At 74.2% G+C, this 20,562-nt stretch carries 21 protein-coding genes; 11 read left to right on the top strand and 10 right to left on the bottom strand.

Annotated elements, in window-relative coordinates; all coding sequences use genetic code 11:
- Positions 1-131: 131 nt before the first annotated feature.
- Entirely contained in the window at positions 132-1,010 is an 879-nt protein-coding gene (locus tag ACFYUV_RS20135) for a GerMN domain-containing protein (protein WP_387670310.1), read from the top strand.
- 262 nt (positions 1,011-1,272) lie between these two features.
- Positions 1,273-1,878: a hypothetical protein gene (locus ACFYUV_RS20140; RefSeq protein WP_387670312.1), complete on the top strand. Its 606-nt coding sequence runs from the start codon at positions 1,273-1,275 to the stop codon at positions 1,876-1,878.
- 16 nt (positions 1,879-1,894) lie between these two features.
- Here the strand turns inward: ACFYUV_RS20140 and ACFYUV_RS20145 are convergent, their stop codons facing one another.
- Positions 1,895-2,770, bottom strand: a complete 876-nt coding sequence (locus tag ACFYUV_RS20145; RefSeq protein WP_387670314.1) for a universal stress protein — start codon at positions 2,768-2,770, stop codon at positions 1,895-1,897.
- A gap of 200 nt (positions 2,771-2,970) precedes the next feature.
- Here ACFYUV_RS20145 and ACFYUV_RS20150 point away from each other — a divergent pair, with 200 nt between their 5' ends.
- Both ACFYUV_RS20150 and ACFYUV_RS20155 read left to right on the top strand, forming a co-directional pair.
- Positions 2,971-3,825 (top strand): universal stress protein, encoded by an 855-nt coding sequence (locus tag ACFYUV_RS20150; protein ID WP_387670316.1) that lies wholly within the window; start codon positions 2,971-2,973, stop codon positions 3,823-3,825.
- Positions 3,826-3,932: 107 nt separating this feature from the next.
- Positions 3,933-4,604 (top strand): CBS domain-containing protein, encoded by a 672-nt coding sequence (locus ACFYUV_RS20155; RefSeq protein WP_387670318.1) that lies wholly within the window; start codon positions 3,933-3,935, stop codon positions 4,602-4,604.
- Between the two features lie 11 nt (positions 4,605-4,615).
- Here the strand turns inward: ACFYUV_RS20155 and ACFYUV_RS20160 are convergent, their stop codons facing one another.
- Positions 4,616-5,278, bottom strand: coding sequence for a response regulator (locus ACFYUV_RS20160; RefSeq protein WP_387670319.1), 663 nt, complete (start codon positions 5,276-5,278; stop codon positions 4,616-4,618).
- Entirely contained in the window at positions 5,275-6,399 is a 1,125-nt protein-coding gene (locus ACFYUV_RS20165) for a sensor histidine kinase (RefSeq protein ID WP_387670321.1), read from the bottom strand. Before ACFYUV_RS20165 ends, ACFYUV_RS20160 begins: the two co-directional genes overlap by 4 nt.
- A gap of 215 nt (positions 6,400-6,614) precedes the next feature.
- Here ACFYUV_RS20165 and ACFYUV_RS20170 point away from each other — a divergent pair, with 215 nt between their 5' ends.
- Entirely contained in the window at positions 6,615-7,016 is a 402-nt protein-coding gene (locus ACFYUV_RS20170) for a DUF6223 family protein (RefSeq protein ID WP_387670323.1), read from the top strand.
- A gap of 135 nt (positions 7,017-7,151) precedes the next feature.
- Entirely contained in the window at positions 7,152-7,400 is a 249-nt protein-coding gene (locus tag ACFYUV_RS20175; RefSeq protein ID WP_387670324.1) for a hypothetical protein, read from the top strand.
- A gap of 107 nt (positions 7,401-7,507) precedes the next feature.
- Here ACFYUV_RS20175 and ACFYUV_RS20180 read toward each other — a convergent pair whose 3' ends face one another.
- The gene (locus ACFYUV_RS20180; protein ID WP_387670326.1) at positions 7,508-8,131 is read right to left on the bottom strand and encodes a TetR/AcrR family transcriptional regulator; all 624 of its coding nucleotides are present in this window, start codon (positions 8,129-8,131) and stop codon (positions 7,508-7,510) included.
- A gap of 104 nt (positions 8,132-8,235) precedes the next feature.
- Between ACFYUV_RS20180 and ACFYUV_RS20185 the strand changes: the two genes are divergently transcribed.
- From ACFYUV_RS20185 to ACFYUV_RS20195, 3 genes are all read left to right on the top strand, one after another.
- Positions 8,236-8,724, top strand: a complete 489-nt coding sequence (locus ACFYUV_RS20185; RefSeq protein ID WP_387670327.1) for a cupin domain-containing protein — start codon at positions 8,236-8,238, stop codon at positions 8,722-8,724.
- Complete coding sequence (locus ACFYUV_RS20190) at positions 8,721-9,140, top strand: DUF6294 family protein (RefSeq protein ID WP_387670329.1); 420 nt, start codon at positions 8,721-8,723, stop codon at positions 9,138-9,140. Before ACFYUV_RS20185 ends, ACFYUV_RS20190 begins: the two co-directional genes overlap by 4 nt.
- A gap of 77 nt (positions 9,141-9,217) precedes the next feature.
- Complete coding sequence (locus tag ACFYUV_RS20195) at positions 9,218-9,820, top strand: LGFP repeat-containing protein (RefSeq protein ID WP_387670331.1); 603 nt, start codon at positions 9,218-9,220, stop codon at positions 9,818-9,820.
- 190 nt (positions 9,821-10,010) lie between these two features.
- Here the strand turns inward: ACFYUV_RS20195 and ACFYUV_RS20200 are convergent, their stop codons facing one another.
- Complete coding sequence (locus ACFYUV_RS20200; protein ID WP_387670333.1) at positions 10,011-10,508, bottom strand: hypothetical protein; 498 nt, start codon at positions 10,506-10,508, stop codon at positions 10,011-10,013.
- 93 nt (positions 10,509-10,601) lie between these two features.
- On the opposite strand from ACFYUV_RS20200, the gene ACFYUV_RS20205 reads away from it, so the two are divergent.
- A complete protein-coding gene (locus ACFYUV_RS20205) occupies positions 10,602-11,093 on the top strand; it encodes a winged helix-turn-helix transcriptional regulator (protein WP_387670335.1) in 492 nt (163 codons plus the stop codon).
- 49 nt (positions 11,094-11,142) lie between these two features.
- On the opposite strand, the gene ACFYUV_RS20210 is transcribed toward ACFYUV_RS20205, so the two are convergent.
- The 4 genes from ACFYUV_RS20210 to ACFYUV_RS20225 all read right to left on the bottom strand — a co-directional run bounded on the left by ACFYUV_RS20210 (position 11,143) and on the right by ACFYUV_RS20225 (position 15,054).
- Positions 11,143-11,712: a hypothetical protein gene (locus ACFYUV_RS20210; RefSeq protein ID WP_387670337.1), complete on the bottom strand. Its 570-nt coding sequence runs from the start codon at positions 11,710-11,712 to the stop codon at positions 11,143-11,145.
- Positions 11,709-12,389: an RNA polymerase sigma factor gene (locus tag ACFYUV_RS20215; RefSeq protein ID WP_387670339.1), complete on the bottom strand. Its 681-nt coding sequence runs from the start codon at positions 12,387-12,389 to the stop codon at positions 11,709-11,711. The genes ACFYUV_RS20210 and ACFYUV_RS20215 overlap by 4 nt, the downstream gene beginning before the upstream one ends.
- Positions 12,390-12,674: 285 nt before the next feature.
- Entirely contained in the window at positions 12,675-13,001 is a 327-nt protein-coding gene (locus ACFYUV_RS20220) for a hypothetical protein (protein ID WP_387670341.1), read from the bottom strand.
- A 124-nt stretch (positions 13,002-13,125) separates the two neighbouring features.
- The gene (locus tag ACFYUV_RS20225) at positions 13,126-15,054 is read right to left on the bottom strand and encodes an acyltransferase domain-containing protein (RefSeq protein ID WP_387670343.1); all 1,929 of its coding nucleotides are present in this window, start codon (positions 15,052-15,054) and stop codon (positions 13,126-13,128) included.
- Between the two features lie 344 nt (positions 15,055-15,398).
- On the opposite strand from ACFYUV_RS20225, the gene ACFYUV_RS20230 reads away from it, so the two are divergent.
- Entirely contained in the window at positions 15,399-16,235 is an 837-nt protein-coding gene (locus tag ACFYUV_RS20230) for an IclR family transcriptional regulator (RefSeq protein ID WP_387670345.1), read from the top strand.
- A gap of 67 nt (positions 16,236-16,302) precedes the next feature.
- Here the strand turns inward: ACFYUV_RS20230 and ACFYUV_RS20235 are convergent, their stop codons facing one another.
- Complete coding sequence (locus tag ACFYUV_RS20235) at positions 16,303-20,562, bottom strand: hypothetical protein (RefSeq protein WP_387670347.1); 4,260 nt, start codon at positions 20,560-20,562, stop codon at positions 16,303-16,305.

The following is a 20,562-nucleotide window of genomic DNA, read 5'->3' on the forward strand; positions in this document are numbered from 1 at the left end:
GGTCCAAGGACACTTCCGGGGCCGGCGCGAGTGCCGTAAGGCCACGGAGTTCAGGACGTCCGGCGGTGTCGCCCCGCGGTCGCGCGCGTCAGTCTGGGATCAGGATCGTTCACGGGAAAGAGATGATGATCATGGTCCCGATCCGTTCCCTCCTCGCCGTCGCCCTGGCGGTGACCGTCACCGGCGTGCCGGCCTTACCCGCGCGGGCCGCGCGGCAGGCCGCCGTCCCCGTCCTGGTCGGCATCCGGGCCGCGCACCTGCCCGGCCTGGACCGGCTGGTCTTCGAGTTCCGCGGCCCGGTCCCGGCCCGGCACGACGTGCGCTACGTGTCCCGGCTGATCGCCGACGGCTCCGGACGGACGGTCGGCGCGGTCGGCGACGCCCTCCTCCAGGTCCGCTTCGACCAGGCCGACGGCCACGACCGCCGGGGCCGGGTCACCTACGGCCCCACCCGCCGCACCTACGCGCTGCCCGGCGTCGTCCAGGTCGTCAACACCGGCGACTTCGAGGCCACGCTCACCTTCGGCGTCGGGCTGGCCAGGCGCGTGCCCTACCAGGTCCGCACGCTCACCCGGCCGAGCCGGGTCGTCGTCGACCTCACCACGTCCTACCGGACCGTGTCCGTACGCGACCACTTCCTCGACACCACCGCCCGGAGCCCGCGCACGGCGGCCGTGACCCGCCCGGTGGCCCCGCCGGCGACCGCCTACGGCGCGCTGCAACGGCTGTTCGCCGGCCCGACCGAGGCCGAACGGGCGCGCGGCCTGCGCTTCGTCAGCTCCAGGGCCACCGGCTTCGGCAGGCTGACCGTCGCGGACGGGATCGCCAGGGTCCACCTGACCGGCCCGGTCGACGGCGGCGGATCGGCCTTCACCATCGCCGACCAGATCAGGCCGACGCTCAAGCAGTTCCCGGCGATCCGGTGGGTCAAGATCTATGACGCGGCGGGGCGTACCGGGCATCCCGCCGGGCCGTCGGACTCGATCCCCCGTTCGCTGGCGCCCGGCTGAGGCCGGCAGGGGTGCCTGTTGGCACGTCTTCCCAGGAGAACGGCCATGTTGATCTTCTTGGTTCGTTCATGATGGCGGGGTGACCACGCCTTGTCCTCCGTGATCCGTACGCGGGGCCGCCCCGTCCGTCCTGCTCCGTGATCCGTACGCGGGGCCGCCCCGTCCGTCCTGACGGACTCGGGACGAAGGTCCTCCCGTCAAGAGCCGCCCGCCCCTGCCGTCCCCGCCGGGGCGCCCGCACAGTGCTTCAAGGAGGTGTCCGTTGAAAGCGTTGATCGACCTTCTGGCCCGGCGCGTACGCCTGTACCGTCCCGACGGCAATCCCCTGCGCCGCCGTTCCGACCGGCTGGAGGCGCTCGCGGTGCTGGTGACCGGGCTCGTGGTGCTGGCGGGCGTCTGGCCCGCCGCCCTCGTGGGCCGGCTGGCCTACGAGGGCGCGCTCCACGAGGAGAGCGCGCACGCCGTGGGGCGGCACCAGGTCAGGGCGACGCTGCTGGCCGACGCGCCGGCCGCCCGCGTCGCCCTCACCGAGATGCCGGTGGGCGAGCAGCGGGCGATGGCGAGCTGGACGACGTCCTCGGGCGCGGCGCGCAGCGGCCCGGTGCCGGTCCCCGGGGTGGCCAGGGCCGGTTCGACGGTCCCGTTGTGGATCGACGCCGCCGGCCGGCCCGTGCCGGCGCCCACCGCCCGCACCGTCCTGCGGACGAGGGGCGTGGTGACCGGCCTCCTGCTCATGTCCGTGATCGCCCTGGCCGCCGCGGGCGGGTTCGCGGCGTTCCGGTGGTGGACGGATCGGCGGCGGTACCGGGAGTGGGAGGTCCAGTGGGCGCGGGCCGGCGAGGACTGGGGACGGCGGCGCAGCCCCTGACCGCGCCGCCCGTCCTTCACCGCGGCTCGCGGCCCTCGGCGTCGTCGGCGGGACGGATCACCGCGACCGGGCAGCGCGCGTGGTGCAGCACCCCTCTGCTGACCGAGCCGAGCAGCAGCGAGCCGAACGCGCCCCGGCCGCGGGAGCCGACCACCAGCAGGTCGCAGCCCGCGCCGGTGAGCGCCTCGACCGGATGGGCGCTCTGCACGTCCTCCACGATCGCCACCTCGGGATGCCTCTCCCGCCATCCGGCCGTCCTGGTCCGAATCACCTCCCGCTGGGCGGCCCGGACCTCGTCCACGTCGTAGGCGATCTCCGGCGCGAAGGCGTGCACGGGGATCTGCCAGGCGTGGATCAGGCGCAGCGTGGCGCCGCGCAGCCTGGCCTGCTCGAAGGCGTAGCCGACGGCCGGCTCGCAGACGCCGGAGTCGTCGATCCCGACGCCGACCTCGCCGACCCGCTCCGGCGGGTCCGCGCGCACCACCACCACGGGACACCGCACCTGACCGGCCACCTGCGTGGTCACCGACCCGAGCAGCGCGCCGGCGAACCCGCCCAGCCCCCGGTTGCCGATGACCAGCTCGTCCGCCCGCCGCGCCTGATCCTGCAGGACGGCCGCGGGCGTCCCCTCCACGATCTCGGCGTGCACCGGCACGGACGGCTGCCGCGCCCGGACCGCCGCCTCGGCCCGCTCCAGCACCCTGGACGCCGCCAGCAGCAGGTTGTTCCACTGCCCGAAGTCGGGGAACCTGCCGACGCTGTACGGCTGCCGGTCCAGGGCGTGCACGATGTGCAGCTCCGCGCCCGTCCGCGCCGCGTCGTCGGCGGCCCAGCCCAACGCTGCGTCCGACGGCGCGGACCCGTCCACGCCGACCATGATCCGTCCCGGCATGCTGCCTCCCGGCCGTGGATCTTCCTCGGCCCCCGCCTGCCCAAAGTCAGGAGCGGGCGAAGAAACCCCAAGTTCGCGGGCCGGAAGCCGTCCGGAGCCGCCCCGGATCGCCTCCGCCGCCAGATTTCTCCAAGTCTTGGGGCTGGCGATCCTGTCCGCTCACCTCCCGGACGGCTGAATGAGTAGGGGAGGTATGAGCGATGTCTGAGCTGGTCGTGGTGGGTGTCGACGGATCGCCGTCCGGGTTCGACGCCGTGGCGTGGGCTGCCGACGACGCCTTCAGGGCGGGGGCCGCGCTGCGGATCGTGTCCGTGGTGGAGACCTGGCCGTACCAGGTTCCGCAGATCGCCGCCGTCGAGTGGGAGAGCGCGATGACCGAGCGCGCGAGGGAGATCCTGGCCAAGGCGCAGGAGATCGTCGGTGAACGCCGGCCCACGGTCGAGGTGAGCACCCGGGTCATGACCGGGAAGGCGTCGGTCGCCCTCCGCGAGCAGGCGGGCGAGGCCGCCGAGCTGGTGGTGGGGCGCAGGGGGGCGGGCGGCTTCGCCGGTGCCGTGCTCGGCTCGGTCAGCATGAGCGTGGCCGGTCAGGCGCCCGGCCCGGTGGTCGTCGTCCGCGACGGGGACGCCGCCTCCCACGACGAGGTCGTCGTCGGCGTGGACGGCTCCCCCGCCTGCGAACCGGCCCTCGACTACGCCTTCCGGCAGGCCGAGCTGCGCGAATGCGGCCTGCGGGCGGTGCACGCCTGGCCGCTGCCGTTCGCGCTGGCGCCCGACTTCTCCTGCGACATCGAGGCGCTGCGGGAGAGCCACCTGCGCGTCACCAGGGAGCAGCTCACCCCGTGGCAGGAACGGCATCCCGACGTCAGGGTGATCGCGGACGTCCAGTGCGGCCACCCCGTCAAGACGCTCGTCGCCGCGGGCGACCGGGCCGACCTGCTGGTGCTCGGCTCGCAGGGCAGGAGCGGGCTGGGCTCGTTCGTGCTCGGCTCGGTGATGCGCGGCGTCCTGCACCACGCGCGCTGCACCGTCGCGGTGGTGCGCGAGCGATCCTGAAGCGGCGGCGGGGACTCCCGGCCCGCCGTCCAGGGACCAACGCCCCTACGGCCGGGCCGCGTCGCCGGATGGGATGGAGTCAGGACCGAGAACCCCCGAGGTGAACGATGAACCTGACCGTCGAGGACGTGATGACCCGCGAGGTCGTCTCCGTCGGCGCCGCCACCCCGTTCAAGGAGATCGCCGAGGCGCTGGCCGGCCGCGGGATCGGCGCCGTGCCGGTGCTCGACGACGACCGGCACGTCATCGGCGTCGTCTCCGAGTCCGACCTGCTGTGCAAGGAGGAGTTCCGCGAGCAGTTCCCCGGCGAGCACTACCGGCCGCCGCTGCTGTCCCGGGTGCGCCACCGGCCCGGCAGCAGGAAGGCCACCGCGGTCGCGGCCGCGGACCTGATGACGAGCCCGCCGGTCACGATCACCGCCGAGAGGTCGGCGGTCACCGCCGCCCGGCTGATGAACGCCCGCGACGTGCGCCGGATCCCCGTGGTCGACCACAACGGCCGCCTGGTGGGCATCCTCAGCCGCGGCGACCTGGTCAGGATGTTCCTGCGCGGCGACGAGGAGATCGCCGCCGTCGTCCGCGACGACGTCCTGCACCGGGCGTTGTGGATGGACACCGGGAGCGTGCGGGTCTCGGTGCGGCAGGGCGTGGTCACGCTGTCGGGCCGGATGGACCGCCGGTCCGAGGCCGCGCACGCCGTCCGCCGGACCCGCGGCGTCAACGGCGTCGTCGGCGTGGTGGACGAGCTGTGCTGGCGGCTGGACGACGTGCCCGCCTGACTCGGGGCACGTCAGGCCGTGCGCGGCGTCACCATGCCCGACTCGTAGGCCATGACCACGAGCTGGGCGCGGTCGCGCACGCGCAGCTTGGCCATCGCCCGGTTGACGTGGGTCTTGGCGGTCATCGAGCTGATCGCCATGTGGGCGGCGATCTCATCGTTGGACATCCCCCGCGCGACCAGGGCGACGGCCTCGCGCTCGCGGTTGGTCAGCTCCCGCAGCTCCTCGCCGTGGGTGGCGGCGGGCGGCCGGGTGACGTACCGGTCGATCAGCATGCGGGTGATCGACGGCGCGAGCAGCGCGTCACCGCGGGCCGCGACGCGCACGGCGTGCAGGAAGTCCTCCGGCACGACGTCCTTGACGAGGAACCCGGCCGCGCCGGCGCGCAGCGCGTTGAAGACGTACTCGTCCAGGCCGTAGTTGGTCAGGATGACCACGCGCACGCCGGCCAGGGCCGGGTCGGCGGCGATGCGGCGGGTCGCCTCGATGCCGTCCACGACCGGCATCTGGATGTCGATGAGCGCGACGTCCGGCAGGTGCTCCCTGGCCAGGGCCAGGCCCTGCGCCCCGTCGGCGGCCTCGGCGACCACCTCGATGTCGTCCTCCAGGTCGAGCAGCGCGCGGAACCCGCCGCGCAGCAGCGGCTGGTCGTCCACCAGCAGGACCCGGATCACGGTGTGCGGTCCATCGGCAGCTCGGCCTGGACGGTGAAGCCGCCCGCGCCGCGCGGGGCCGCCCGCAGGCTGCCGCCGAGCGCGGTGACGCGTTCGCGCATGCCGATCAGGCCGACGCCGGGCACGGGGGCGGCGTCCGGCGTGGCCGTGCCGTCGTCGTCCACGCGGATGGCCAGCGCGTCGGGACGGTAGTCGATGCGGACCTCCGCGGTCGCGGCGGCGGCGTGCCGGGCGATGTTGGTCAGGGACTCCTGGACGATCCGGTACGCGGTCCGGTCCACCGCGGCCGGCACGTCCCGTCGTTGCCCTTCGATCGTCAGCGTCGCGTCGAGGCCGGTGGTCCGGGCCCGTTCCAGCAGCTCGGGGACCCGGTCCAGGCCGTGCGGCGGAGTCGTGTCGTCGCGCAGCGCCTCCAGGGTCGCGCGCAGCTCCCTGGTCGCCTCGCGTCCGGCCTCCTGGATCACCAGCAGGGCCTGCGGCACCTGCTCCCCCTTCCTGCGGGCCACGTGCACGGCCACCTCGGCCTGCACCTTGATGACCGAGATCTGGTGGGTGAGTGAATCGTGCAGGTCCCGCGCGATGCGCAGCCGCTCCTCGTCGGCACGCCGCCGCGCGGTCTCCTCCCGGGTGCGCTCGGCCTCCTCCGCCCGTCCCTCCGCCTGCCGCAACGCCTCCCCGGCGGCGCCGGCCGCGACCAGCCAGGCCAGCTCCAGCGCGCCCCTGGCCTGCGCGAACGCCTCGCCCGTGTCGTGCAGCCCGGAGGCCAGCGCGGCCAGGGGCAGCAGGGCCAGCACGATCACGCTCGCGGCCACGGTGACCAGCCGCCGTCCGGCCCGCATCGCCGCGTACACCGCGAACAGGTACGCCACCGCCGGCACGTCGAACCCGGCCGCCTGGTACCCCACCGCGCACAACCCCGTCACGGCCAGGACGGGCACCGGCGCCCGGCGGCGCGCGACCAGCGCCAGTCCGCCGGCCGCCAGCAGCGCGTAGCCGAGCGGCGCGAGGTGGGTGGCGGAAGGCTGCCCGGACAACCCGGTGATCACCAGCGCCGCCGCCACGCCGGCCGCGATCAGCCAGTCGATCACCCCGGCTCCGACGCCGAGCCGCCTTGTGCTCATACGCGCACCATAGCCGCATGTCCGGCCGTACGACTCCGGCAGGAGGATCATGCGCCGCCTACCGCGGACGCGGTACGTCCGCGCCTGCCTGCCGCCCCTGCGGTAGCCGGCTGCGGCGCCGGCGGCACCCCGACAAGCCCGCTCCCGCCGGACGACCGGCGGCGGGCCCGGCGGTCATGCTTTCCACATCGACGTCCAGCCGAAGGGAACCCGCCATGTTCATCGACCACCTGCTCGCGGCCCAGGCCGACCCCGTCGCCGCGTACGCCATGACCACCGGCCGGATGTGGTCCCTGATCGCCGCCGGGCTGGGCCTGGCCGGCGTCGCCGTCGGCGGCCTCGGCCTGGCCCGCGCCACCGGCCGCCTCCGCCGCCGCGCCGCCCCCGGCACCGGCACCGGCACCGCGACCGTGGCCGCGACCGGGAAGCGCGGGGCCGTCGTCGCCCTGGCCGCGGGGGTGACCAGCATCGTCATCGGCGGCTGGGTCATCGGCGCCGCCAAGGGCGGTCCGGGCACCGGCTACGGCATCGTCGGCGGCTACCTGGACCTGATCCTCGGCCTGGCCGCCGTCGTCCTCGGCGTCCTCGTCCTGAACCGCGCCCGCCGCACGACCTGACCGCCGAACGGCGCGAGTCCCGTGACGCGAAGGCTTCCCCGGTGGCTCGGCCCGTGAGCCGGGGGCCGCGACCGCGGCAGATGCCGAGCAGGCCGATCTTCGTTCAAGAGGTCAAGGTCAGGGCAGTTGCGGGTCATGGACGAACAGGACAAGCTGCCCGAGGACATGCCGCCCGCGGTCGGACGGGTCAACGGGGAGAGCGACACCACCGCCGCGCGGGCGGCGGTCGAGGTGAGGGACACTCCCCGGCCGATCCCCGCCGAGCCGGTCGAGCCACCGCCCGATCCGGAGGAGAAGGTCGCGCAGGAGCGGCGCGAGGTGGCCGAGGAGTCCGGCGAGGACGAGGAACCGGACGTGGAGCCGGACGTGGAGCCGACCGACTGACCACCTGCCCACCTGCCCACCACCTGCCCACCATCCGCCCATCCGCGACGCCCGCCCGTCCGTCCGCCTATCAGGACGCCGGCCCGCCGGGACGATCCGCCGGGGCGTCAGGAGGGCAGGAGGGCGTGGGAGAGCTGGTCGGCGCTCCAGCTCTCCCACTGCGCCGGCGTCCAGCCGCACTCGCGGGTCATCACCAGGAACAGGTCCGGTGACAGCAGCCCGACGGTGATGTCGGTGGCCCGCTCGGCGGTCAGGCCGGTCCGCAGGGCGTGCAGGCGGTCGAGGATGGCGACGACCTGCCCATGGGCGGTGTGCCGCTGCTCGCTGTTGACGGCCCACTGGGCGGCCATGTCGGCGTCCGCGGCCGCCGCGTCGCGGACCACGGCCAGGACGGGGGCGACGCGGCCGAGGATGATGCCGCTCTGGTGCACCCACCCCCGCACGACCTCCCTCGGGTCCCGCGACGCCTGCAGGGCCGCGAACCACGGACGTTCCAGCAGCGGCACGGGCTCGTCGTCACCGGCCGAGGCGACATCGACCACGTGCTTGAGCAGCCCGCTCTTGGTCCCGTAGTGGAAGTACACCGTCTGCACCGAGACCTCGGCCGCGTCGGCGACCTGCTGGAAGGTCGTGCCGGCGTAGCCCCGCACGACGAACAGCCCCTGGGCGGCGTTCACGATCCGGCTTCTGGTCTGGGCCGAGCGCCGCTTGGGGCTCTTGACGTCATCCATCGATTTAGAGTACCACTTTAGAGTAGCACTTTAGAGTGAGGCTACAAAGGATGGTGAGGCATGACGTCCATCGCGATCCGGCTCCACACGCTGCGGAGACGGCCATGAGCGCGCTCCATCTGCCGGCCGGCGGCGGCGCCGTCCACCCGTTCCTCGGCACCACCATGACCGTGAAGGCGGGCGGGCCGGAGACCGGCGACCGGCTCACCGTCATCGAGCAGGAATGCCCGCCGGGCTTCGCCACGCCCCTGCACGTGCACCGGGACGACGACGAGGCGTTCTACGTGCTGTCGGGGACGGCGCGGATGCACTGCGGCGAGCGGTCGTGGCAGGTCACCGCCGGGGCCTTCGTCCTGCTCCCCCGCCGGGTGCCGCACGCCTTCGCCAACGTCCAGGACGCTCCCCTGCGCCTGCTCCAGCTCACCTGGCCCGCCGGATTCGAACACTTCGCCGCCGAGGTCGCGGCCGGGGACGTCGATCCCGGCCACCTGGCCGAGGTCGCCGCCCGCCACGGCTACCAGGTCATCGGCCCGCCCCCGGACACCGCCGTCCGACCCCCGGCACACCCCCCACGCCCCGAGGAGTCCTCATGAGAGTCGTCCGCAAGACCGCCGGCGTGCTCGTGTCCGCCGTCGTCCTGACGTCGTCCGTCACCGCGACGGCCGGCGCGTCCAGCCTGGAGCAGAAGACGTACGTCTGGCGCGGCTACCTCTCGGCGGGCCAATGCACGATCGAGCCCGGCGCCACCTGGACCCTGTACTCCAACGGCACGGCGCGCCTGGACGCCACCGTCTCCAGCCTCGGCGACGACGACGCCTGGCTGATGTGGGCGCACCTGAAGGACGGCGCCGGCGCCCTGCTCGGCGACATCCGCGTGTACGGCAGCACCAGCACCAAGTTCGTCAAGAACCTGCACGACCGCCGGACCTATCGCTGGATCGCCAAGGGCCAGTTCGACCCCGACCTGTTCGACCTGGTCAAGCGCATGTCACTGAGCAAGCACTGCTGAGCCGCCCGAACGCTCCCGCACCAGGCCCCACCAGGCCCCACCGCACGCGCGCCGACACCTTCGACGAGAGGACGCCCATGAGCCGCGCAGCCTCACCATCCCGAACCGGCACGGCCGCCGCCGCCCTGCTCGCGGCGACCTTCTGCCTCACCACACCGGCGCCCGCGGCGGCGGCCGGCAGCGCGTGCGACCCGGCGCTGGTGGCGCCGTCCGGCAGTCTCATCGGCGGCCTGTGGCGCTCCAACGGCGGCGAGCGCAGCGTGTACGGCTGCCCCACCACCAAGGAGTACGGATACCCGGACAAGAAGGGCTCCTGGCAGCGCTTCACCAACGGCAAGATCGTCTGGTCGCCGAACCTCGGCGACGGCGCCCTGGTCCGCGTCTACTGGAAGGGCCAGAACCTCGTCTTCAAGTGGAGCGGCCTCGGCCGTGACTGGGACTTCTTCAACGTCCGCTGGAGCAAGGACGGCGGCAAGGCCACCCAGGTCCGGACGGGCCGGCTGACCGCCTGGAGCGGCCAGTACGTGATGGCCCCCTACGTACGGGACGGCGTCGGCACCACGACCAACGGCCATGAGGTCAACACGTTCGCCTTCATCGTCCAGGGCTGCGACAGGGCGACCTTCGGCTCCGACTGCGGCCCCTGGAGCATCCCCACCTCCATCGGCCTCGCCCACTGACCAGCCTCGCCGCGGGGACGGCCGGAAACGTCGCCTGCGCCCGCGCCGAACACCTCTACGCGATCCGGCTTCGCTCCTTCACCCTGGACGGCACCGGCCACGCCACCCACAAAGAGCAGGGCAGCCTGATCCGCCGTCACATCATCCGGCGGAACCAGCGCGCCCCCGACGAACGCCCGTTCGCCGCTCATCAGGGCAGGCGGGCGTGTTCGGCTCGGGTGGCGGCGATCCGCTCACGCGCGAGCGTACGGGCCCGTCCGGCGTCGTCGCCGGTGAGCCGGGCGAGGATCGTGGCGAGCGGCCTGATCTGGCCCCAGCCGCCCCAGTGCCCCTCGGGGATCTCGGCGGGGAACACCCAGATCCGGCTGGCGTCACGCGGCCAGGCGCCGTTCTCCGCGTCGAGGATCGCCTCGGTGACCTCGGCGATGACGCTCGCCCGCTGCCGCGCGTCGAGCTGGCCCTCGGGGACGGACGGGACGACCTTGTAGCGAGGTGCGTCCGCGGGTTCTCCGCCGACGTAGACGCCGGCCGGTCGGTGCAGCCAGAGCCAGGAGACGGAACGGCTCACCGGGTCGGCGGGGTCGAATCCCTCGTTGCGGATGAGGATCTCGGTGATGCGGTTCAGCAGGGCAGCCTCGGCGTCCGGCTGGAGCGCGCCGTCGGGAATGTACACGTCGAGCATGGGCATGGTCGCTCTCCTTCTGAGTTTAATTCTTCAACTCAGGCCGGAGTCTACGAGGGCTGAGTACAACTTGTAAACCCAGATGGGTACACTCATCCCATGGAGACGCGGCGGATCGACCCGGTGAACTGCTCGGTGGCGCGCGCCCTCTCGGTGGTCGGGGAGCGCTGGTCGCTGCTGATCGTTCGCGAAGCGCTGGACGGCGCGCGCCGGTTCGGAGAGTTCCAGTCCCGCCTCGGGATCGCCAGAAATCTCCTGGCGACTCGGCTCGAGACCTTGGTGACCGCGGGAGTGATGCGCCGCGCGCCCTACCAGGATCCCGGGGATCGGCAGCGCTTCGCCTACGAGCTCACCGAGCAGGGCCGGGCGTTGCGGCCCACGCTCGTGGCGCTCCTGGAATGGGGCGACGCGTACCTCGCCGACCCGCAGGGCCCGTCGGTCATCGTCCGGCACCGGCCCGCCGACGATGCGGGCTCCTGCGACGAGCCGGTCAAGGTCGTCCTCGAGTGCGCCGCGGGGCACCGCCACCTCGCCCCGGAAGACGTCTGCCGCACGCCCGGGCCGGGCGCGCGCTTCGTGGAGAGCTCCTGAGATCCCGGGATCGTCCTGTCCCTCCCGCGGGGACGGGCGGAGGGTGGCGTCAGTGCGACAGCGGCGCATCCGTGGTGTCGACCAGTTCGCAGTCGGCCACCGGCCCCTCGGCGACGCGCGCCCAGATCCCGGCGACGTTCCTCTCCTCGCTGACACTGAACTCCAGCACGCCCGTCTGCCCCTCCTTGATCGCCTTGGGGTCGATGACGAAGCCGGCCTCATGCCCCTCGGGCGGCGGGAACACCGACAGCGGCGCCTCCTCCTGGCTCAGGAAACGGGCCGCGCGCGGCTCCGGGCCGCACTTCTTGCCGTCGGGCACGTAGCTGACCACCACGTTCGCCCCCAGCCCCCGCAGCTCGGCCTGCAGCCCCTCGGGGTCCTGCGCCTCGCTGATGCTGATGTCGATCAATCCGTCGGACGCCCTGGACACCGCGTACGCCGGCCCCCCGAACAGCAGCGGGACGGCGACGGCCACGGCGGCCGCCAGCGCGCCGACGGGAGCCAGCAGCCCGACCCGGGACGGACGAGTACGGGGCGCCTTCTCGATCTCGGTCATCACGAACTCCTTGAGCAGTTGGCGACGGCCCTCGGGAAGATCACGCTCAACCGGCACGTTCATCGGATCTCCTCCTTGGCGGGGCCTCGGTCACCTGTTACCTGTCGGCTCGTCCCGGCGAGTTCCCCGAATCCTGCGATTTCTCCGCGTTCCTCGCGTTCCTCGCGTTCCCCGGATTCCCCGGATTCCCCGAGTTCCCCGTGTTCCGTGAGTCCGTCGCGTTCCGCGAACTCGGCGAGCTTCCTGCGGGCCCGCGACAGGCGGGACCTCACGGTGCCCACCGGCACGCCCAGCGCCTCGGCGGCCTGGGCGTAGTCCAGCGCGGCCCAGACGCACAGCGCGAACACGTCCTGCTCCTGCTTGCGGAGCCTGCCGAACGCGCGTCTGACGGCGGCCAGTCGTTCGGCGTCGTCGATGCGCCCGACCACCTCCTCGGCGAAGTCCGGCACCGACTCGCCCTTGGGGATCCTGGCCAGGGCGTCGTCATGGCGGCGGGCGGCCCTGCGGACGTTACGGGAGACGTTGGTCGCGATGCCGAGCAGCCACGGCCGCAGCGAGCCGCCCTCGGGATCGATCTTCGCGCGTAATCGCCAGGCTTCCAGGAACGTCAACGCCATGACGTCCTCCGCCTCGCTCCAGTTGGCCGTCAGGCGGAAGGCATGGTTGTAGACGGCCTTGGCGTACTCGTCGAAGAGTCGCGAGAAGGCCGCCCGATCCCCAGCTCGGATCCGGGCACGCATCGACATATCCACATATCAGTACTGTCCGCCCACCACCCCGAGTTCCCGAACACCTGCCACATCCTCGGCCGCGTGGTCCTGACCGCCACCGCCGAGCCCCCCGTCGGCCCGAGTCCCCCGATCGACGCCGTTCGACGGCCACCTGGAGGAACGGACCGATGCCCGCACGCCGCACGGAGAGGGCATCGGCCGATCCTGACGGTCGCCGTCCGACGGCCGGCTCCACCGGTGAAGGGCTCCCGACCATGGCCGAGGGCCTTCACCGGCGTTACGTCGTCTTCCGGGTCAGACGCGGCGCTCGTCGACGCCCACGGCGCCGACGCCCGTGCCCAGCCGGCCGCAGACGCCCTGCGACTGGCCCGAACGACCCGGCGGGAGGTCGACCCAGTCGCCGACGACGTCGGGCGCCCAGCCGCAGGTGATCACGGCCCGGAACCGCCAGGTCTCGCCCGTCGGGTTGCTGCACATCGCGATGCCGAGGTAGTTGTCGTTGTTGTGGACGAAGGTGTCGCAGTCGAGGACCGTGGCGGCCGACGCGGGCGCGGTGAACCCCAGCGACAGCAGGGCGACGGACCCGGCGACGACCGCCGCGACATGCCTTGTCTTGCGCAATGCCCCTCCTGAACGAATGCTTGCCTGTCACTTACCGTCATGCAGCGTACGCAAAGAGTGGCGGCGGCGGAAGGCGCGGTCTCGTCAGGAGTCGCTTCCCCTGGATGTCGGCGAGGCGGGGCGTTCATGCCGTGTTGGTCGGCGAGGGCCACGATCGTCCGTTCCCCTGCCCCGGCTGGTCGCCGAAGGCCGGGGTGAGCTCGTACAGGAGCCGTTGGGGGCCCTGGTAGAAGGCGGCCAGCAGCGGGGGCGCCGCCTCCAGTTCGGCGGCCAGGACGTCGAGCGCGGCGGGCAGGTCGACGTCCGCGGTCGCCACCGCGACGCAGGCGCAACCGGCCAGTTCGGCGGCCAGCGGCTGGATCGCCCCCGTGAACAGGCCGGCGATCGGGTGCGGCACCACCTCCTGGCGCAGTGCGTCCATGACGAGGGCGGCGATGCTGTGGAGGTGCGGGAAGCGCGCCGCGGTGGCGATCATCGCCTCGTGCACCGGGCCGGCGTCGGGGCCGGGACGGGCGACCACCCGCAGGTGCCGGGGCGTCAAGGGGAGCCAGGTCCAGTCGATGGTCTCGGCGTCGGCCACCACCACGTCGTCACGATCGTCGGTCAACGCCCGCAACACCGGGACGTCGGCCCCGCCGCACAGCAGAAGCGTCGCCGGGGGCAACATCCGGTCGACGGACGGGAAGAGCGGGGGCACGAGTGGCGGCGCGGGCGCGAGCCGCGGACGCGCCCCCTCCCCGAGCCCCGCCCCACCAGCCACCCCCAACCGACCCGCCTCCCACCCCAGAGCCGCGCGACCGGCCACCGACCAGCCTGACTCCTGCCCAAGCTCCGCGCCACCGGCCGTCCCCGCTCGGCCCGTCTCCTGATCGGCGTCCCCCGGACGGGCCGGAGCGGGCACGAGCCCGGCACCGGCCTGCGGCCACGCACCCCGTTCCACCGCTTCGCCACGCCGGCCAGGCCCTGAGAACCCGTCGCGCGGGGGCGGCGCTGCGGGTTCGTCGCGCCACGGCGGTTCTGGCTGGTCGAGGAGCAGGGAAGGGCCGCCGGGCGCGACCGGAGCCGGTGTGGGGGCGGAGCCGTTCGGTGCCGGTGCGGGGGTGGTCAGGGCGGCGGCGGGGTATAGGGGCTCGCCGGGCCGCCAGGGGCCGTCGGCGGCGAGCGGGGAGACGGCGATGGCGGCGGGGACGATGGCGCGGACCAGCGCGACCGCGTCCTCGCCCGCCCCGCACTCCAGGAAGACCTCCGCGCCACGCGCGGCCAACCCCCGGACCGCCTGGTGGAAGTGCACGGCGACGACCATGGCGTCGGCGGTGACGGCGACGGGATCGTCGTCCGGGGTGAGCAGACGTCCCAGCGTCGGCGAGAACACCGGCCAGCGCGCCGGAGCCGTCCTGACGCCGGGCATGCGCCCTCTCAGGTCGGCGGCCGCGGCGGCGACCGCGGGCGTGTGGGCGGGGTGCGGAACCTGGAGAACGGCGCTCGTCCAGCCCAGGTGTCCGGCGATCCGGGCCGCCTGCGGCATCAGCTCGCGCGGCCCCGACAGGACGCACCGCCGCGGCGTGTCGTCGCACCCGACCACGAGATGGGGATGGTCGAGCAGCGCGACCAGGTGCCGGGCCTGCACGGCCGAGACGTCGAGGGACATCATCGCGCCCGGCCAGCCCAGGCCGGTCAGTGCGCGGCTGCGCGCGCAGGCCAGGCGCGCGCCGTCGCCCGCGCTCAGCACCCCGGCGGCGACCAGGGCCCACAGCTCCCCGAGGCCGTGGCCCACCAGCGCGTACGGCTGGAGCCCCTCCCGTACGAGGGTGTCGAAGGTGGCTAACGACACCGCCATCAGGGCCAGGTAATGCCTCTCGGGGCCGGGCGGGCGGGGGGCGTCCGGGGTGAGGAGGTAGGGGCTGAGCGGTGGCGAGCCGTACTCGGCGGCGACCGCGTCGATCTCCGCCAGGAGCTCCGGGACGGCCGGCGTACGGGCGACCAAGGGGGCCAGCACCCCGGCGGCGGGCATGGCTACGCTGCCCGGGAAGACCGCGACGACTTTGCTGCGCATGTAGTCCCTTCCTGGAGGCGGGGCTTTGCGGCGCACGGGAAAGGACCGGCGAAGGGCGCGGCCTTGGCGAACTGATCGCGCCCGTCGCCGGTGTCCGTCCGGCCGAACGACTGATACCGCTCGCACACGATAAGTAGTCGTGTCATTGCGACACGTCACCCTATCGACGGAGAAACTCGCCTATAGCCGTCCGCACCTCTTGCGACCAGGCCCCCGAAGTGCGCACTCGCCTCGCGCCATCACTTTGAGTGATTGGTTAGTCACTTATGGCGGCCGGGATTCTGGGGAGCGCGTCCGTCCTGGTGATACGAACGGGTGGGTCAGTGCGACCCGGGGGGTGTGCGATGGAATTCTGCCCGGAAGAGCTCGGCGGCGGCCACGGTGACGACGGACGAGCCGGGCCCGCCGCCGGGCGCGGGGTGCTGCACGGCGCGTTCGCGGTGCTGGAGGAGCTCGCGCGGGTGGAGGAGGCCGGGCTGACGCAGCTCGCCGTGGCCACCGGCCTGCCCAAGGCGACCGCCCACCGGTTGTTGTGCCGGCTCACCGACCTCGGCCTGGTCCACCGCGAGGACGGCGGCCGCTACCGCATCGGCACGCGGATGTTCCGCTGGGGTCAGCGCTGGTCACCGGCCCAGGTGCTGGGCACGGCCGCCGTGCGGCCGCTGCGCCGGCTGGCCGCCGCCGGATGCGCGGTGACCATCGCGGTCAGGGACGGCGACGACGTCATCGTCGTCTCGGGGATCGGCGACCCGGCCGTGGACGAGGTCTTCCGCATGCGTCCCGGCCTGGTGCTGCCGGTGGCCAGCGCCGCCGAGGTCGTGCTGGCGGTGGGGAACCCGGTGTCGGGCCGCCGTCCCGATCCCGGCTGGAGCCTGCCGGAGGGGCACTCCCCGGCCGAGTGGGCGCGGCGGGTCGGCGACGCCCGCGAGCGGCGGGTGGCGTTCGACTTCGAGGCGGCCCTGCCGCCCCTGGGCTGTGTGGCCGCCCCCGTGCGCGCGCCGACGGGGGCCGTGGTGGCCGCGGCGGCCGTCGTGGTGGTCGGCACGAACCGGCTGCCCTTGCTGGCCGACGCCGTACGCGAGACCGCGGCGTGCATCAGCGCCAATCTGGCCCGGGTGCCGGGCGCGGGCCGCGCCCTGAGCCTGCTGGCCGCCCCGGAAGGCCCGCCGCCCGGCCGCTGAGCCCCCAGCCGCCCGTCTGAAGGGGTGACCGGCGACCGTCGCCGCCGGTCACGGCCGGGCGGTCCGGCTAGGCGTCGAAGTCGATGACCAGCCGCCCCAGCCGGGCGCGCAGCGGGACGCTGTCCGCGTGCGCGAGCCGCTCGCCCACCGGGATCCGCTCCGGCGCACCACCCCCGGCCGCGTCGATGACGACCGTCTCGTCGGCCGTGCCCGGGTCGGTGCGGTAGCGTTCGCGCTCCTCGACCAGGAGGCGGTACTGCCACACGATGTCCAGCACCGCCGGCGGGATCACCGCCGACCACTGGTAGCCGGCCCCGGCCGTGCCGCAGGTCAGTTCGGCCCTGATCGGCGTGTCCGTCCAGTCGAGCTCCTCCGCGCTGGTGAAGGGCCGCCGCTGGACGGTCGCGGTGACGCGGTGGCTCGCCGCGACCCCGGGCAGCCCGGCACCGGCCGACGCGCCGAGCTCGGTGGCGGCGGCGGGCCCGGCGAGGACGACGCGCAGCCCCCCGCCGGACACCTCCTCGACCGTCAGCGTCCGGCGCGGCACGAGCTGCGCGAACTCGGCCTGCACCACCGGCGACAGCTCCAGCCCGGTCAGCGCGTGCGGCTGGTAGCGGGCCAGGGCCAGGCGCAGGTACGGGAAGCAGGCCGACGCCTGGCCGGCCGTGCCCAGGTCCACGTCCACGTCGGCGAACCACAGGCGCTTGGCCGCGTCGTACGACGGCTCGTACGCCACGACGGCCCCCATCAGCTCGCGCCCCTCCCCCGACTCGGCCAGTCGCAGCCCGACGGCGGTGACGGGGCCGGGGAAGTTGCCGGGAGCGGGCGGGGGCAGCACGGTCGCGTCCGACCAGACGGGGTCGGTGCCCCACCGGGTCGCCAGCCGGCCGGGCAGCGCGTCGCCCCCGGGCGGGTCGAGGACGACGGCCAGCAACTCGTCGTCGCCGGAGGAGAACCACGGCCGGTCCAGGTGGACCCGGACGCCGGCCCCGTCGCGTACCGACACCAGACGCCGCTCGCGGCGGTCCTCCTGCCGGCTCCACCGGAAGGTGGGCAGCAGGTACGACGGTTTCGGCGGCTCCGGCCGCCTGCTCGCGGGCACCGGCCAGCCCCGCCCGGACGGCCCGGCGCTCGCCTCGCCGGCGCTGGTGACGAGGCCGGGATCGGCGGTGATCGACGGGTGGAAGTACTCGCGGAACCGGGTGGTGGCGGTCGGCCGGTAGGCGACGTTCCGGTGCAGCGTGTCGCCGAAGTCGTGGCGGACCGGGGTGGCCGAGTGCGGCAGGCGCACCTCCTCGCGGTCGGCGTGGGCCAGCTCGACCCGGCCGACATGGGCGTGCTCCCTGATCCGGCGGGGGGCCGGTTCTTTGACGTCGTCGATCCAGCGCGTCCAGGTGGCGTCGATGTCGACGTGCCCGGTGCTGCGGGGGTGTGCGCGCAGGGTGCCCCGAAGGTCGGCGAAGGTCTGTTCGGGGTCGCGGGCGAAGTCGAGCCCGGCGAGCGCGGGCGGCGACAGCGGGCGTTCGACGGCGTGCACGAGGCGCAGCTCCGTGTACGGGGTGAGCAGCCAGTTCAGCCCGGCCACGGTCTCCTCGGCGATCAGCTCCCGTTCGGCGTCGGTCAGGTCGCGCCAGAAGTCCGAGACGAGCAGGCGCTGCCAGACGGGCAGCAGGGCGAGATCGGCCGCGGTGAGCCGGCAGCTGAGGCGTACGGTCGCCGTCTCGGCCTTGGGCAGGTGGACGGTGAGCCGGCGCGGGACGTCCTGCCATCGCGGCGGCCCGTCCCCCTCCTCGATCCGCAGCGTGAACGGCGCCGCGTCCGGCCAGACGTCGTGGAAGCCGTCGTAGAAGGAGACGGGGTACATGGGCGGCGCGCCCGGCAGGCCGTACAGCGTGACGCCCCTGGCCAGGACGTCGGGCAGGTACGGCAGGATCAGCTCGGCGGCGGTGTGCACGACGAACTCGCCGCGCTTCAGCCCGGCGCCGCGCGTCACGGGCAGCTGGGTGACCGGCTCGGGGTCGGCGGCGTCGTGCTTGGCGACCGCGATCTCGCCGAAGAACAGCAGGTCGCGGGTGCGGCGCGGGTCGTCGGCGTAGCTGACCACGGTGTCGAGGAACGTGCCGGCCTCGCGGGCGGCGGCCGTGAAGAACCGTCTGCGCACCTCCTGCGGCCGGTCGCCGCCGATGGCGTCGTCGAACCGGCCGTGCCGCTCGGCCATCTGCAGCGACGTCTTGGGCGGGGCGACGAACCGCTCGTCGTAGTAGACGTACCGGCGGCTCAGCCCGTCGGCGGCGGGCGGGTGGTCGGTGTGGCCGGGGACCTCCTGGCGGTCCAGGGCCCACTCCCAGGCGGGCACGTCCCGTCCGGCGGCCGTGACGGTGCTCCGGATGACCAGGCACTGGCTCGACTCGCCCTCGTTGAACGGCCTGCGCTCGACGATGACGGGCGGCGGCACCGGCTCCCACCGCGAGTACGTGATCGCCCGCGACAGCGCGGACGCGGGCGCCTGCGCCTCCGGGTCCAGGGCGTTGCCCGCCAGGTCCACGACGCGGGCCCGCAGCCGGTAGGTGCGCCCGTACCGGAGCGCCGGCAGCGAGCCGGGCACCGGCGTGAACTTGGTGTCGAGCGGGAAGTTCGCGTCCACCTCCGGATCGGCGACGACCGGCCGGCCGAACCTGTCCAGCGTGCGGCCGGGCAGCGGGGCGGCCAGGCTCCAGCCGTCCCAGCCGAACAGCGCCTGGTGCACGTACAGCTCGTCGGTCCTGGTGGCGTCGCGGGTGACGGCGCTCGCCCGGACCGCGCCCTCGTCGTCGGCGATCCCCTCGATCCAGTACGGCGGCTGCCCGCCGCGGCGGATGAGGTAGGAGCCCCGGCGGCGGCACAGGGAGAGCCAGCCGGTGACGGCGCCGTCCGGGCCGACGATCCCGGCGTCCACGCGGAACCCGCGGACCAGGTGCCCGGCGTGCAGCTCGGGCACCGCGTCGTCCGGTCCCCGCTGGTGGGCGGCGTCGTCGCCGATCTGGGCGGCCAGCCAGGCGTCCCGTCCGCGGTGGAAGACGGTGAGCCCGGCGCCCTGGAGCGCCGTCGTGCCGGTGCCCAGGTGCTGGGCGCTCGGCTGGCCGCTCGGCCCGCTCAGGCCGTGCATGCGCTCGATCAGCGCGGTGAAGTCGGCCGCCTTGATGGCCGCGCCGTCGACGTCGGCGTCGGTGACCGTCCAGTCGTCGCCGCCGAGGCCGAGCCAGCCGCCCTGGACGGGGTGCCCGGGCGGCGACGCGGCGGTGAAGCGCTCCCCCGGCGCGAAGTCGTAGAGCGTCCACGGCCGCAGCCGGTCGGTGTCGAACGGCGGGGGCACGTCCTCGAACGCCACCCGGAGCCGTCCGGCGGCGGCGAGCCCCGCAGGCACGGGGACGACGAGGTCGAGGACGAGCCCGAGCCGGCGGCACAGCTCCGGATAGTCGGCCAGGAAGCCGCAGACGCCGTGGAACTCCACGTCGGGCGGCTCCGGCCGGGGCCGGCCGGCCTCCGCGCCCGCCGGGCCGCCGCCGTTGCCGGGGGGCTTGGGCCGGTCGTAGAACCTGACGGCCTCGGCCAGCGCGAACCTCGTCTCGTCGCCCCGGTAGGCCGCGCTCGTCCGGTCGAGGGTGGCCGGGCCGAGCTCGGCGGCGGAGCTCGGGCTCCCGCCGATCATGCCGTCGATGGCCCGGTAGGCGGCCTGGGGGTCGCCGCTGAACCTGCTCATCTCGCCGGCCACCGGGAGTTCGCGGACCAGACCGGTGTACGGCTGACGCCAGGGCCGTCGCGGGCGGCCGTCCCCGAGGGCGGCCTCGCCGCTTCCCGGAGGCGTGAGGCGGTCGCTGATCACGGCCTGGCCGATCTGGTCGTACAGTGTGGCGATGCGCTCGTGGACCAGCGCCGCGGGGAACGACCGCAGCACCCGCACGCCCGGCGAGCCGCCCGCGACCGCCGCGCCGAGGGCGCCGGCGGCGGCCAGGGAGCGCGACCGCACCGGCGAGGCGGCCGGGAAGAGTCTCCCCCACAGGTCGGAGTCGGGGGCGGGGGATCTCGGGTCGGGGTGTGGGACGACCGGGGCCGCGTGGCCGTCCCACACGATCCGCAGGGCCGGCAGGACAGTCTCGCGCAGCGTCCTCGGCCAGTCGGTGAACTCCGCGACGTCGTCGAGCCGGCCGCGCGGCGCCTCCAGCCGGGGCCCGACGGCGACCGACAGCCGCACCTCGCCCGGCCCGGCCGCCCCGGCCGGCAACGCCGTCCACAGAACCTTGAACGTGCCCATGCGCTCCCCCGTACTCTGTCCGGTCCGTTCGCTCAT

The organism is Nonomuraea sp. NPDC003560 (assembly GCF_042878785.1).
Lineage (GTDB): Bacteria > Actinomycetota > Actinomycetes > Streptosporangiales > Streptosporangiaceae > Nonomuraea.